General features: G+C 35.5%; 15 protein-coding genes. 11 read left to right on the forward strand and 4 right to left on the reverse strand.

The window, feature by feature from the left end; all coding sequences use genetic code 11:
* Positions 1-129: 129 nt before the first annotated feature.
* Positions 130-1,176 (reverse strand): 3-dehydroquinate synthase, encoded by a 1,047-nt coding sequence (gene aroB, locus CQ046_RS09565; RefSeq protein ID WP_105702044.1) that lies wholly within the window; start codon positions 1,174-1,176, stop codon positions 130-132.
* A 101-nt stretch (positions 1,177-1,277) separates the two neighbouring features.
* On the opposite strand from aroB, the gene CQ046_RS09570 reads away from it, so the two are divergent.
* Positions 1,278-2,459, forward strand: a complete 1,182-nt coding sequence (locus CQ046_RS09570; RefSeq protein ID WP_105702045.1) for a pseudouridine synthase — start codon at positions 1,278-1,280, stop codon at positions 2,457-2,459.
* Positions 2,460-2,642: 183 nt separating this feature from the next.
* Here CQ046_RS09570 and pncA read toward each other — a convergent pair whose 3' ends face one another.
* The gene (gene pncA / locus CQ046_RS09575; protein ID WP_105702046.1) at positions 2,643-3,248 is read right to left on the reverse strand and encodes a bifunctional nicotinamidase/pyrazinamidase; all 606 of its coding nucleotides are present in this window, start codon (positions 3,246-3,248) and stop codon (positions 2,643-2,645) included.
* Between the two features lie 216 nt (positions 3,249-3,464).
* On the opposite strand from pncA, the gene CQ046_RS09580 reads away from it, so the two are divergent.
* The 5 genes from CQ046_RS09580 (at position 3,465) to CQ046_RS09600 (ending at position 6,790) form a co-directional block, all read left to right on the forward strand.
* Complete coding sequence (locus CQ046_RS09580) at positions 3,465-4,607, forward strand: DEAD/DEAH box helicase (RefSeq protein ID WP_105702047.1); 1,143 nt, start codon at positions 3,465-3,467, stop codon at positions 4,605-4,607.
* Between the two features lie 221 nt (positions 4,608-4,828).
* On the forward strand, positions 4,829-5,365 hold the full coding sequence (locus CQ046_RS09585; protein ID WP_105702048.1) for a YfiT family bacillithiol transferase: 537 nt from the start codon (positions 4,829-4,831) through the stop codon (positions 5,363-5,365).
* Entirely contained in the window at positions 5,359-5,820 is a 462-nt protein-coding gene (locus CQ046_RS09590) for a DUF1569 domain-containing protein (RefSeq protein WP_228406919.1), read from the forward strand. Before CQ046_RS09585 ends, CQ046_RS09590 begins: the two co-directional genes overlap by 7 nt.
* Positions 5,817-6,197, forward strand: coding sequence for a bacillithiol system redox-active protein YtxJ (ytxJ, locus tag CQ046_RS09595; RefSeq protein ID WP_105702049.1), 381 nt, complete (start codon positions 5,817-5,819; stop codon positions 6,195-6,197). Before CQ046_RS09590 ends, ytxJ begins: the two co-directional genes overlap by 4 nt.
* A complete protein-coding gene (locus CQ046_RS09600) occupies positions 6,194-6,790 on the forward strand; it encodes a Crp/Fnr family transcriptional regulator (RefSeq protein WP_089691886.1) in 597 nt (198 codons plus the stop codon). Before ytxJ ends, CQ046_RS09600 begins: the two co-directional genes overlap by 4 nt.
* Before the next feature lie 155 nt (positions 6,791-6,945).
* Here CQ046_RS09600 and CQ046_RS09605 read toward each other — a convergent pair whose 3' ends face one another.
* On the reverse strand, positions 6,946-8,367 hold the full coding sequence (locus CQ046_RS09605; RefSeq protein WP_105702050.1) for a PLP-dependent aminotransferase family protein: 1,422 nt from the start codon (positions 8,365-8,367) through the stop codon (positions 6,946-6,948).
* A 97-nt stretch (positions 8,368-8,464) separates the two neighbouring features.
* Here CQ046_RS09605 and CQ046_RS09610 point away from each other — a divergent pair, with 97 nt between their 5' ends.
* The 5 genes from CQ046_RS09610 to CQ046_RS09630 all read left to right on the forward strand — a co-directional run bounded on the left by CQ046_RS09610 (position 8,465) and on the right by CQ046_RS09630 (position 11,942).
* On the forward strand, positions 8,465-9,349 hold the full coding sequence (locus CQ046_RS09610; RefSeq protein WP_105702051.1) for a DMT family transporter: 885 nt from the start codon (positions 8,465-8,467) through the stop codon (positions 9,347-9,349).
* A gap of 336 nt (positions 9,350-9,685) precedes the next feature.
* Complete coding sequence (locus tag CQ046_RS09615; RefSeq protein WP_105702052.1) at positions 9,686-10,282, forward strand: Crp/Fnr family transcriptional regulator; 597 nt, start codon at positions 9,686-9,688, stop codon at positions 10,280-10,282.
* 56 nt (positions 10,283-10,338) lie between these two features.
* Positions 10,339-10,953: a Crp/Fnr family transcriptional regulator gene (locus CQ046_RS09620; protein ID WP_228406920.1), complete on the forward strand. Its 615-nt coding sequence runs from the start codon at positions 10,339-10,341 to the stop codon at positions 10,951-10,953.
* A gap of 179 nt (positions 10,954-11,132) precedes the next feature.
* Positions 11,133-11,324: a hypothetical protein gene (locus tag CQ046_RS09625; protein ID WP_105702053.1), complete on the forward strand. Its 192-nt coding sequence runs from the start codon at positions 11,133-11,135 to the stop codon at positions 11,322-11,324.
* 117 nt (positions 11,325-11,441) lie between these two features.
* Positions 11,442-11,942, forward strand: coding sequence for a CinA family protein (locus CQ046_RS09630; RefSeq protein WP_105702054.1), 501 nt, complete (start codon positions 11,442-11,444; stop codon positions 11,940-11,942).
* Positions 11,943-11,951: 9 nt separating this feature from the next.
* Here the strand turns inward: CQ046_RS09630 and CQ046_RS09635 are convergent, their stop codons facing one another.
* The gene (locus tag CQ046_RS09635) at positions 11,952-12,740 is read right to left on the reverse strand and encodes an AraC family transcriptional regulator (protein ID WP_228406921.1); all 789 of its coding nucleotides are present in this window, start codon (positions 12,738-12,740) and stop codon (positions 11,952-11,954) included.
* Between the last annotated feature and the right edge of the window lie 50 nt (positions 12,741-12,790).

The raw sequence follows: 12,790 nt of genomic DNA on the forward strand, positions 1-12,790 counted from the left end.
TGATTTTTAAAATAACAAACTGATTATTAATTTATTATAATTTTAAATAAACATTTGTTTAGATATGGTCTAAATTGACAATTTTGTCAAAAACCTTATTTAAAATGAATATATTTTTCCAAAAAGGGATTAAGCATCATTCAGTTTTCTATAAAAAGAGAGTGATTCAAGAATATTTTCCTGGCTGCACTGATGATCGTAAGTACAAGCACCAATTCCGGAAAGCAGAGAGAAATTGATTTTACTGTCTGTATTCTTTTTATCATTCAGTAATAATGCTGTGATATCTTCATCTTTAAAATCGCTGATATCAAGGTAAGGATAATACCTCTGAACATTTTCAATGATCGCTTTCGCATCATCTTCAGTAATAAGATTCTCAAGATAAGCAAGATGAGCTTCTGCAATCATTCCCATAGCCACTGCTTCACCGTGAAGGATAGGATTTCCTTGCTGCAAACATAAACTTTCTACAGCGTGGCCTATTGTATGTCCGAAATTCAGGGTTTTTCTGATATTCTGCTCGTGAAAATCCTTGTTTACAACATTTTGCTTAATATTCATAGAAGTCTGAATATGAGGGATTACAGTTTCTACTTCCAGTTTACGGATCTGAATCAGCTGATCCCAATGATTTTTATCAGCAATTAATCCGTGTTTCAGCATTTCTGCGAATCCGCTTCTTAATTCTTTAAAAGGTAATGTTTCTAAAAATTTAGGGAAAATGAAAATCTGTTGTGGGAAGGCAAAAGTACCCACCATATTTTTATAGTGCATCAGATCAATGCCTGTTTTTCCTCCTATTGAAGCATCACACATGGATAAAAGGGTAGTAGGAATGTTGATAAACTGTATTCCTCTTTTATAAGTAGATGCCACAAATCCGCCCATATCAGTAATCACACCGCCACCAAGGTTGATAACCAGTGCTTTTCTGTCTGCCTGCATTTCTGTAAGAATTTCCCAAAGCTGATTGGCAGTCTGGATATTTTTCATTTCTTCTCCGGCTTCAATCTCCAAAATTTCAAAGCCAAGATCTGTTTCCATATTTCCTAAAAGAATAGGAAGACAGTATTCATGAGTGTTTTCATCTACCAGAATGAAAATTTTACTGAAAGTTTTTTCGTGAAGAAACTCATTAAGCTGAGAAAAATTATCGTTTAATATTGTTATCATCTTCTATTTTATGTAAAGTTAAAATGTAAACTATAGTGCAAAGTTATGATTCTTAATTTTTAACTCGTAACTAAATTACTATCTTTGCAGAAATTTTTAGAATGAGCAGAGATAATAATAATTCAGACAGACCAAAGAGACCAAGAATTTCAACCAAGAAAAGTTCTGATGATTCTCGTGCTTCCAGATCTGGAAATTCTTCAGGATCAAAGCCTTTTAAGAAACCGTTTTCTAAAGACGGGGCAAGAAAAGGATCAGAACATCAGGGATCCAACTCAAGATTTGAAAAGAAACCTTTCAAAAGAAATACAGACAGCTTCGAAAATTCCAACGAAGAATCAGGTTCAAAATCTGAAAAAAAAGCTTATATCACGAACAAAAGTGAGAGCTATGAGAAAAAATCTTTCGGAAAACCTAAAAGAGGTGGAAAAAGTTTCGATACCAGAGATAAGTATGAAAGAGGCAGTCTGAAATATGGAAGAAGACCTTCTAACGGTGATGAAAGAAATGATGACAAAACGAGATCTTTTGTACAGAAAAGAAGACTGAGTAAAATTGAAAAAGACGTTCATAAAGACAGTATCCGTCTTAATAAGTATATCGCGAATTCAGGAATCTGCAGCAGAAGAGAAGCTGATGAACTGATTACTCAGGGATTAGTGGAAGTGAATGGACAGGTAGTGACTGAAATGGGTTACCAGGTACAGAAAACTGATAAAGTAGTTTTTGACGGGCAAGGTATTACTCCTGAAAAGCCTGTATATGTACTTTTGAATAAACCAAAAGGTTATATTTCTACGACAAAAGATGATAAAGCAAGAAAAACTGTAATGGATCTTGTGGCGAATGCTTCACCTTACAGACTTTTCCCGGTTGGAAGGCTGGACCGTTCTACAACAGGAGTTATTTTATTAACGAATGACGGACACATGACTAAAAAATTAACGCATCCATCTTTTGATGCTAAAAAGATTTATCATGTAACGCTGGATAAAAAACTGACTGCTGAAGATCTACGTCTTATAACTGAAGGTATCCGTCTTGATGAAGGAGTAGCAGTGGTAGATCAGATTTCTTACATTGAAGGGAAACCTAAAAATGAGATCGGAATTGAGATTCATATCGGATGGAACCGTGTTATCAGAAGAATTTTCCAAAGATTAGGATACGAAGTAGAATCTTTAGACAGAGTAATGTTTGCAGGATTAACGAAGAAGAACATCAAAAGAGGACACTGGAGAATCCTTAGCGAACTGGAAGTAAACAACCTTAAAATGCTTTAAAATAATGATAAATGATGAGTTATGAATTATGAATGAAAGATTCAGGTTTCTAACTTATTTCATTCTTTCAAAAAAGTATCTTTAGGATAAAGAATAAAAAAGCGCAGAAAATATTTTCTGCGCTTTTTTATTATATTAAGGTTTAAATGTAGGAATTCATAACTCATCATTTATAATTCATAATTACCCTAAGACTGTCACTCCTTTTCCAATCATGTCGTAGATTGCATCTCTGGCATTGTCCGGCTTTACGTTTACAGCACGTGTTCCGTTGAAATGAAGACAGGTTACATATCCATTGGCTACTGCATCCTGTGCTGTGAACTTAACACAATAGTCTAATGCCAATCCTACAATTTCTACCAATTGAATGTCATGATATTTCAGGAAATCATCCAACCCTGTTTTCATAAAGTGATTATTATCCTGGAAACCGCTGTAGCTGTCTATTTCCATATTTTTACCTTTTTGGATGATATGGGTTACTTTATCTCTATTCAGATCTTTATGGAATTCTGCTCCGAAAGTTCCCTGAATACAGTGGTCTGGCCACATAAACTGTGGAACACCATTTAAAATAATACTTTCTCCTACCTTTCTGCCATTGCTGCTTGCGAAACTTTTATGACCTACAGGATGCCAGTCTTGTGTAAGAACTACCTGATCATATTCATTTTCCTCCATCAGAAGATTGATATAGGGAATAATTTCGTTGGATCCAGGGACTGCAAGTGCTCCGCCTTCACAAAAATCATTCTGTACATCCACTATTATTAATGCTTTTTTCATATTTTAAATTCTCGAATTTTTGATAAATTTACAAAACTAATTGGCAAAAATTTGTCCAAAACCCAATTATCGGACAAATCGGCAATGTAATTTTTATAATACTCCCGGAATGTAGGTGTTTAAAATTAAAATAATTAAATTTTGTCTGCAGTGTATTAGGTTTTGAGGCATAAACCAAATATCAATAGCGTATCTTTGCAGGAAATAAGTATTTTTATGTCATTTGAGTCTTTAGGATTATCACACAATATTATTCGTTCTGTTAAAAAATTGGGATATTTAAAACCGTTTCCTATACAGGAGCAAGCGGTTCCCGTTATTTTACAAGGAAAAGATCTGATGGGAATAGCCCAGACAGGTTCCGGGAAAACGGCTTGTTTTGTGATGCCGATTTTAGAAAAATTGCAGAATGCAGAGGTTAAAAAAGACCGTAATGTTCAGGTTTTAATATTGGTTCCTACCCGTGAGCTGGCTATTCAGATTGATGAAGTTTTTAGAGCGTTTACAGAAAATCTGAAAAGAGAGGTTCGTACAATGGCAGTCTATGGAGGAGTTTCTATCAACCCACAGATGAAAGGAATGTTTGGAGTAGAAGTTCTGATTGCAACTCCGGGACGTTTATTAGACTTAATTGATCATAATGCACTGAGTATTTCAGGAATTAAACATCTGGTGATTGATGAAGCTGATAAAATGTTTCAGTTAGGATTTGGTGAAGAAATGAATAAACTTTTTGCCATGATGCCTGTAGCGAAGCAAACCACTTTGTTTTCAGCAACTTTGAATGATAAAGTTGCTGAAATGAAAGAACGTCTTTCCATCAATCCTACGATTATTGAGATTAAAAAAGAAGAAGTTGAAATTGATAATATTGAACAGCTTGCTTACCATGTTTCTCCGGAAAATAAAGGTCCTTTTTTAAGATATTTAATTAAAGAAAAGAAAGTGGAGAAAGCGTTAGTTTTTGTTTCCTCTACAAGATCTGCGGATAATCTGGTTGAGAAGCTTAAAAAGAACAAAATAAAAGCAGTAGCGATCCACAGTCAGAAGTCACAAGGTGCACGTAGAAATAATCTGGAAGAATTTAAAGTAGATGGCGCTCAGATTTTGGTGGCTACAGATTTAATTGGTCGTGGAATTCATATTGAATCTCTGCCATGTGTCATCAATTACGAATTGCCGCGTTCACCTTTAGATTATATCCACCGAATTGGTAGAACAGGGCGTGCCAACGAAAAAGGTACAGCTATCAGTATTCTTACGGATGATGAATTGCAGCATTTCAGGGTTATTCAAAAGAAAATGGGTAAAAAAGTGACCTTGCAAAGAACAGAAGGTATTGATTTACACGGATATTAATCATTGATTATAAATAATAAAAGGTTTCAGTTTCTATAATTGAAACCTTTTTTATTGAAAAAATCGGTACCACAAAAATCATTATCGGTACAATTAATGCTTTATTCACTTTAAATTCTTGAATTTTTGATAAATTCGCGCAAGCTGATCATTATAAATTGTCTTAATAAATAAGGATAAGACAAATCGGCAATAATTAAAAAATTAAAAACCCTTGAACAATGAGTAATTTAGAGAAGAAAAAGTTTCCAATTGGCCAGTTTGAAGCTCCTGAAAGCATCTGTGATACGACATTGGATACTTATATCAAAGTGATCAAAGACTTCCCCGGAAGACTGAAAAATCTCATTGAACATTTTACAGACGACCAGTTGGATACTCCTTACCGAGAAGGAGGCTGGACGGTAAGACAGCTAGTGAACCATCTTTCTGACAGTCATATGAACAGTTTTATCCGTTTTAAACTGGCACTTACGGAAGATAATCCTACCATAAAACCTTATGATGAAGCTAAATGGGCAGAACTTCAGGACAGCTTTCATATGCCTGTAAAACCGGCCATGAGAATGCTGAAAGGAACACATCAAAGATGGGTAACACTTCTTAAAAGCCTTACCAATAAACAGTTTGAAAGAACTTTCCATCATCCTGAGCACAATAAAAATTATAATTTAAGAGAAAGCCTTGCTTTATACGTTTGGCATTGTAATCATCATTTTGCTCATATTGAAAATCTGAAGATAGAAAAAGCTTGGTAAGGAAAAATCTCAATAACCCAATATACTATCAGGAAATTAAAGACAGAATTTCCCTATTATCTGAAAACTCTACCGGAAAGTGGGGTAAAATGAACGTGTCTCAAATGCTAAAGCACTGTGACCTAGTTCTTCAGGTAGCTTTGGGGAAACTGGAACTTCCCCGTGTCAACGTCCTGTTTAGGGCAATAGGGATTTTTACTAAAATAGAAATGCATATTTTCAATAATGGAATTCCCGGAAACATGCCTACTTTTCAAAAACTAATCGTTAATTTTGAGTGTGATTTTGATAGGTCGAAAACCAATCTACTGAAAACGCTGGAAGAATTCCGGGAAGCCTGTAAAAGCAACAGCCTGCCGGATCATCACAGATTATTCGGTAAAATGACTGAAAAAGACTGGACATTTTTAGAGTACAAACATCTTGATCACCATCTAAAACAATTTAATGTATGAGTTTTTTTGATAAAATATTCGGTGGAAAAAGCGAAACCCCTGACCAAAAAACGTTCTGGAAAAAGATTGAGTCTGAGGAAGATCTTACAAAAGCTATAGAAGATTCTTTTCAGAATAAAATAGCTATATTTAAACACTCAACAAGCTGTTTCATCAGCAGGACGGTACTGAAAAACTTTGAAAAAGAAGTTGAAAATTCAGATCAGGAAGTACATGTATACTACTTGGATCTATTGGCTCACAGACCTGTTTCCAATAAAATAGCGGCAGATTTTGAGATCAGACACGAAAGTCCACAGTTGATTGTAATTGAGAATGGAAAGCCTGTAAACAATGCTTCGCACCAGGATATTTCTTTAAGCCAGATTGTATCATGAAGAATATAAATAATTATTTAGCCAAAGTTTTAAATGTTCCGCTTCAAAACGTGAACACCTGCAGCCTCCACTATGAAGTAAAGAAGATTCCTAAAAATCAGTTTCTTCTTCAGTATGGTGAAATCTGCCGACATATTTTCTTTGTAGAAAAAGGTCTGATAAAGATGTATTCTATTGATAAAAACGGGAAAGAACATATAATACAGTTTGCGCCTGAAAGCTGGCTGATTTCTGACCGAAGCAGTCTTTATTTCAATGAAAAGTCCATTTATTATATAGAAGCAGTGGAAGATTCAGAAGTTTTGTTTCTGCACCCTGATTTCTTTAATAAATTGGTTGAACAGTTCCCGAACAGTATTGAAAGAAGTGATTTTCTTCTTCAGAAGCATATCAGAAGTCTTCAGAACAGGATCAATTCTTTGTTGGGAGAGACAGCAGAAGAAAGATACATGAAATTCATTAAAATGTATCCGGATTTGCTTCTGAGAGTTCCACAGTGGATGATTGCTTCCTACCTTGGAATTACTCCTGAGAGTCTGAGCCGTGTAAGAAAAGAACTGGCGAGGAAAAATTTCGTCCCGGATAATAAATAAGAAAGGCTGGAAGAAGGAAGATGGGAGCTTGAAGTTCTAAAGAACACACAAAAGAACATCGGGAGCTACTATGATATATCTTACTTTATCAATAAGAATAAACGAAGGTTCTTTTTAAGACTATAATGACTTCCATCTTCCAGCCTCCCTCTTTCTTACTTTAAATAAATTTTTTTGGCAAGCTGCCCAATCTGTCTGAGCTTTTCTTTTGTATTTTCTGTCCATGGAAGGCCTATGCAAAGCCTCATGCAGTTTTCAAACTGATCCTGAAAGGTAAACATTCTTCCGGGAGCAATACTAATATTTTGTTTGATGGCGAGATCATATAATTCTGTGGTTCTTATTTTTTTATCAAATTCTACCCATAAAGAAAGTCCTCCCTGCGGACGGCTGGTTTTGGTTCCTTCCGGAAAAGATTCAGCAATCGTCTGAACATAGTTCTGATAATTGAACTGCAATGTTCTGCGAAGCTGCTGAAGGTGTTTTTCATATTTTCCCGACTTCAAAAAATTAGCTACAGCTTCATTCACAATCGAAATAGAAGAAGTGGAATGCAGAAGTTTAAGTTTAAGAATTTTGTCTTTATATTTTCCCGGTGCAATCCAGCCTACACGATAGCCAGGAGCCAGTGTCTTTGAAATAGAACTGCAATAGAGAACACTTCCGTCTTTGTCATAAGATTTGCAGCATTTTGGACGGCTGGAACCAAAATAAAGGTCTCCATAGACATCATCCTCTATCAGCGGAATATTATTTTCAGAAAGTATTTTTACAATTTCCTTTTTATTTTCATCAGGCATACAGCTTCCCAAGGGTGAATTGAAGTTGGGAATGAGTAGGCAGATATCTATTTTTGGGATTACTCTTTTTAAAGCTTCAATTTCAATTCCTGTGGTAGGATGGGTGGGAAGTTCCAGTACTTTTAAGCCTAATCCGTTGGCGAGTTGCAGAATCCCGGGATAGCAAGGACTTTCAATGGCAATGGTATCTCCGGGTTTTCCTAAAGCCATTAGGCAGAAAGACAGAGCATTCATCCCGCCATTGGTGGTAATCAGATCGTTTTCACTCAGGTTTCCTCCCCATTGCAGAGACCGTATGGCAATCATTCTTCTGAGCTTCAGATTTCCCTGAAGTTCTTCATATTCTGTACCACCTTCTTTTAATTCCCGGATGGCATTTACAATTTCTTTCTTGAGTTTAGCCTGAGGCAGGAGATCTCCAGACGGAATCCCGATAGAGAAAAAAGTAAGATCCTTTTTACCCATATTTTCATATACTTTACTGATCAGTTCATCAGGTTCATCATTATTAGCGATCAATGACGGACGGCTTATCTCCGGCAAAGGAAGCTTTGCAGACAGCAACTGACTTACAAAATAGCCGGATTGCGGTTTTGATTCTACCAAAGACTGTGATTCCAGTTCCAGGAAAACACGTTTGGCTGTATTCATGCTCACCTGATGTTCATTACATAGCATCCTGACTGAAGGAAGCTTGTCTCCAGCCTTTAAAATGCCATTTCTAATCTGTCCTGCGATTCCGTCTGCAATTTCTGTATATAAAAATTCTTTATTCATATTTTTAAACTGTGCTCATGCAAATATACAAAACTGATACTGTGTTTATATAATTATCCTTTCTAATTTTGAACAATTAATTAAAAGCTTGAATAAAATGATGACAAAACAACTATCAAAAGATGAAAATATAAACGGATGGATCAATGGTTTTATAGGAGTAGTACTATTTAGCGGTGGATTACCGGCAACAAAATTAGCAGTAATGGAAATGAGTCCCACTTTTGTAACGATAGTTCGTGCGGCAGTTGCCGGGATCTTGGCTCTTATCGTATTATGGCTGGGTAAAGAAAAACGTCCTGTCAAAAAAGATTTGATACCATTGATTTTGGTTTCCCTTGGCTGTGTGATAGGTTTCCCACTACTATCCGCATTAGCTCTTCAATATCTTACTTCGGCTCATTCTATTGTATTTCTTGGAATGCTTCCTTTGGCAACTGCTGTATTCGGGGTATTACGAGGTGGTGAAAGACCTCATCCTGTATTTTGGCTGTTTTCGATTGTAGGAAGTATTTTAGTGATTGGATATGCTGTTTCGCAAGGAATATCTGCATCTCCCATAGGTGATGTTCTGATGCTGCTTGCTGTTATTTTATGCGGTATGGGCTATGCTGAAGGTGCCAAATTATCTAAAACATTAGGAGGCTGGCAGGTGATTTCATGGGCTCTGGTACTGGCATTGCCTATTATGATTCCTTTATTTTTTATTTATTTTCCTAGTGACATTCAAAATGTCAGTTTTCAAGGGTGGTTTGGACTGGCTTATATTTCCCTATTCAGTATGTTTATTGGCTTTATCTTTTGGTATAAAGGATTGGCGCAGGGTGGTATTGCTACTGTAGGACAGCTTCAGCTGCTTCAGCCTTTCTTTGGCTTGGCATTAGCTGCGCTGCTTCTTCATGAGCAGGTTAGTATAGGAATGTTGGGTGTGACAGTAGGAGTGATCCTGTGTGTTGCAGGAACTAAAAAGTTTGCAAAATAATCAAGATACAGTTATAACAGCAACTCAAAAACCTTTTGAGCTGCATAAAAAGCTCCGTTTCATTAAGAAATGGGGCTTTTATCTTTAATAATCAAAATCTTGCGATAGATTTAGTTTTTTTTAATTGTAATAAATTGACTATAAAGTTAATTTGTTGATTAATTTCAATTGATATAGTTAAAAGATATTGAAATTAATAATTATTTTAACATTGTTTAACGTTTTTGTTATTTATTAAGGTTCAATTTTTGCATGCATACTAAAATCGATTACCAATACCATTTTTACTAAGATTCAGAGGATAGGAAGAAGAAAACAATTCCAAAAAGAGCTATTATGGTTATCGACGAGAACATTTTGATTTCAGCGGGAGCAGAAACGAGACACTATACCCCTACAGAAACAATATTCTGTGAAGGGGATATTCCTACTTATTACTACCAGATTATTAAAGGAGAGGTTAAACTCAATAATTATAATGAGGAGGGGAAAGAGTTTATTCAAAACATTTTATTCAAGGGGGAAAGCTGTGGAGAATCTATTCTTTTTATAGAAAAACCTTATCCTATGAACGCAGAAGCTATTACAGAATGTACTGTTTTAAGGCTTCATAAATCCATTTTTTTCAATCTGCTGCAGGAGTCTCCGGAATTATGGCTGGAAGTAAGCAGTTTTCTTTCGCAGCGGCTTTATTATAAATTCATTATGATGCAGAGTTTATCCTCACAGAATCCTTCTATACGACTCAGAGGTTTGATGGATTATCTTAAAAGCTTTCAAAAGGATTTAAGTCCTTATTCCTTTTTGATCCCATTAACGAGACAGCAGATGGCAAGTCTTACAGGTCTTTGTGTAGAAACTGCTATAAGAACCATCAAACATATGGAAAGGGACAAGATATTAAGGATTGAAAACCGTAAAATTTTATACTAAAAAATCATTTTAGGTATATTATTTGCGTTTTTCTTTACTTAAAATCGAGTAAAGCTATGAAAACTATAAGCTGTATGAATATTGCTGAAAATCTTCTGTATGCATTTGGGGCAGAAGAAAGAAATTATAAGAAACGTGAAATTGTTTTTAAAGAAGAAGATCATGCGCTTTATTATTTTCAGATCGGTGAAGGGAAAGTAAAGCTTAATAATTATAATGAGGACGGGAAGGAGTTTATTCATAATATCTTGGGTAAAAAACAGAGTTTTGGAGAAGCCATGCTTTTTCTCAATCAGGATTACCCGATCAATGCAGTGTGTCTTGAGGAGACCCGAATTATAAGACTCCCCAAAAACAATTTCTTTGAAATGCTCAGCCAGAATCCAGATCTTTCTCTGGAAATGAATGCCTGCCTTTCTCAGGAAGTTTTTTATAAACTGAAAATGATGCAGAGTATGGCTTCTCAAAACCCTGTGCAAAGATTGAGAGCTTTATTAGATTATCTAAAGAGTTATCATGATGAAGAATGCCATCAGTGTTTTCATATTGCATTTACAAGACAGCAGATTGCCAATCTTGTAGGTTTGCGGGTAGAAACGGTGATCAGAACTTTGAAGAAAATGGAAAAGGAAGGTATGCTCAGTTTAAAAGACCGCAAAATCTTATATTAATTTTGATTTTCATGACTCAGATCATAAAAAAGTGAGTTATTCTTATGTACATTTGAAGTAACAATTTTCAATACCATTCTTAAGATCTTAACATAAAATGAGTATAAAAATATTCATTTTTGAAATTGCTGTTAAATGCCAGTTGCGGCCTGTAATAAACAATATTATACATTTATGTTATGGCCGATAAAACCACAGAACCCAACAATATAATCTCCACAGAAGATAATGGAGTAATCAAGGAAAATGAAATAAAAAATACTCAGCTTCACTCATTTTTTGTAAGCGCTATTAAGAATATTTATAATACGGAGAATGAAGATTTAAAGCTTACCGATAGTGCTAATTCAGATGTTGAGCTAGAGGATTAATGACAAAATAATACCTTTCACACCACTCAGAATATTAATCATGAAAGCTGCTGCATTGGTCTGTTCAGCAGCTTTTTTGATCTCTTATTCTTTAGAAACCTCTCAAAATATACCCATATGAAATTCCAACAAAGTCTTCTAAATTATATAAGCCAGTTTCTGGTGGCAGCTGATGAATCTGTTTCCATTGCTGAAAGTGTTACTTCCGGATGTTTACAGCTCGCTTTTTCTCAGATGTCAGACGCCCCTTTATTCTACAAAGGCGGAATAACAACGTATACATTGCCGGAAAAAGTAAAGCTCCTTAAAGTAAGCAGACCTGGACCTGATGAACATGATGGCGCTTCAGAAGCTGTTTCTCAGGCGATGGCACTCAATGTGGCAAAGCTTTTTGAGTCGGATTGGTCTATTTCTACAACCGGTTATTGTACCCCGGTTATCAATTCAGGATATAAGGTTTTTGCTTATTTTTCGTTTGCTTACAAAGGCGAAATTATTCTTACCAAAAAGCTGGAACTTCATCCTAAAACCCAGGCTTTAAATGCCCAGTTATATTATACAGAATTTATTCTGGGATGCTTTAAAAGCGAACTTAACAGGGTTCTAATTCTAAAATAAGCTGAAAACTTAATTTTTATTCACTTTCGGCTTGGTCTGCATGATTGCAAAATAAGATGATGTGAATGCTGAAAGACTTTGATATCCTACTTTATAGGCTACTTCGCTCAGAGTATATTGTTTAGTATCGATCAGTTCAATACTTTTTAGAATTCTCGTCAGCTGCAGATACTTTTGTAGGGTAATTCCTGTTTCATTTTTGAAAATTCTCTGAAGGCTTCTCACAGACATTTGTGCTTTTTCGGCTAAAGAATCAATATCCAGATTATATTTAAAATTTGAATTGATATCATTGCACACAGGAATGAGCCTGGTATCCGTAGGTACCGGAATTTCAAGACCGCTGCTTTCTTTACAGAAATTGGGAAGACTTTTTAAAATAGCTTTAAAGAAGATATCCTGTTCTTCATTTTCGTCCAGAGACTGGTTCCATTTTGAAGCATATAAAAGCATTTCCTTTAATACGGGCGGAACGGCAAATATCTGAACATTCTGATAAAATTCGTCTTCAAAAACAGATTTAAAAAGAAATACCATCAGATTCACTGTTTGTGCTTCAGAAGTGATCTTGTGGGCTTTTCCTGAGGGAATCCAAATCACATGATGCTGTGGAACAAGATAAATTTTCCTGTCGATGTGAAAATACTGATAGCCTTCTTCCACAAAAGTAAGCTGAGCCCGGTTGTGTCTGTGCTCGTAGTCATCATGTTTCCAGTTCTTTTCACACCACACGTAAGCTTCTTTTTCGATAGAATCTACAAACTGGCTTTCCGTTTTTTCAATCAATCCACATTTCATGCTGTCGTTTTGTATGTATATTTTGGCAAATTTAATAAAAACGCCATTAG

The sequence above is a fragment of the Chryseobacterium sp. MYb7 genome, assembly GCF_002979455.1.
In the GTDB taxonomy this organism is placed as follows: Bacteria; Bacteroidota; Bacteroidia; order Flavobacteriales; family Weeksellaceae; genus Chryseobacterium.

What these genes read in the sequence shown, in the direction of transcription:
- aroB (WP_105702044.1), bottom strand. Translation starts at nt 1,176, where the DNA reads ATGATAACAATATTAAACGATAATTTTTCTCAGCTTAATGAGTTTCTT.
- CQ046_RS09570 (WP_105702045.1), top strand. Translation starts at nt 1,278, where the DNA reads ATGAGCAGAGATAATAATAATTCAGACAGACCAAAGAGACCAAGAATT.
- pncA (WP_105702046.1), bottom strand. Translation starts at nt 3,248, where the DNA reads ATGAAAAAAGCATTAATAATAGTGGATGTACAGAATGATTTTTGTGAA.
- CQ046_RS09580 (WP_105702047.1), top strand. Translation starts at nt 3,465, where the DNA reads ATGTCATTTGAGTCTTTAGGATTATCACACAATATTATTCGTTCTGTT.
- CQ046_RS09585 (WP_105702048.1), top strand. Translation starts at nt 4,829, where the DNA reads ATGAGTAATTTAGAGAAGAAAAAGTTTCCAATTGGCCAGTTTGAAGCT.
- ytxJ (WP_105702049.1), top strand. Translation starts at nt 5,817, where the DNA reads ATGAGTTTTTTTGATAAAATATTCGGTGGAAAAAGCGAAACCCCTGAC.
- CQ046_RS09600 (WP_089691886.1), top strand. Translation starts at nt 6,194, where the DNA reads ATGAAGAATATAAATAATTATTTAGCCAAAGTTTTAAATGTTCCGCTT.
- CQ046_RS09605 (WP_105702050.1), bottom strand. Translation starts at nt 8,367, where the DNA reads ATGAATAAAGAATTTTTATATACAGAAATTGCAGACGGAATCGCAGGA.
- CQ046_RS09610 (WP_105702051.1), top strand. Translation starts at nt 8,465, where the DNA reads ATGATGACAAAACAACTATCAAAAGATGAAAATATAAACGGATGGATC.
- CQ046_RS09615 (WP_105702052.1), top strand. Translation starts at nt 9,686, where the DNA reads ATGGTTATCGACGAGAACATTTTGATTTCAGCGGGAGCAGAAACGAGA.
- CQ046_RS09620 (WP_228406920.1), top strand. Translation starts at nt 10,339, where the DNA reads ATGAAAACTATAAGCTGTATGAATATTGCTGAAAATCTTCTGTATGCA.
- CQ046_RS09625 (WP_105702053.1), top strand. Translation starts at nt 11,133, where the DNA reads ATGGCCGATAAAACCACAGAACCCAACAATATAATCTCCACAGAAGAT.
- CQ046_RS09630 (WP_105702054.1), top strand. Translation starts at nt 11,442, where the DNA reads ATGAAATTCCAACAAAGTCTTCTAAATTATATAAGCCAGTTTCTGGTG.
- CQ046_RS09635 (WP_228406921.1), bottom strand. Translation starts at nt 12,740, where the DNA reads ATGAAATGTGGATTGATTGAAAAAACGGAAAGCCAGTTTGTAGATTCT.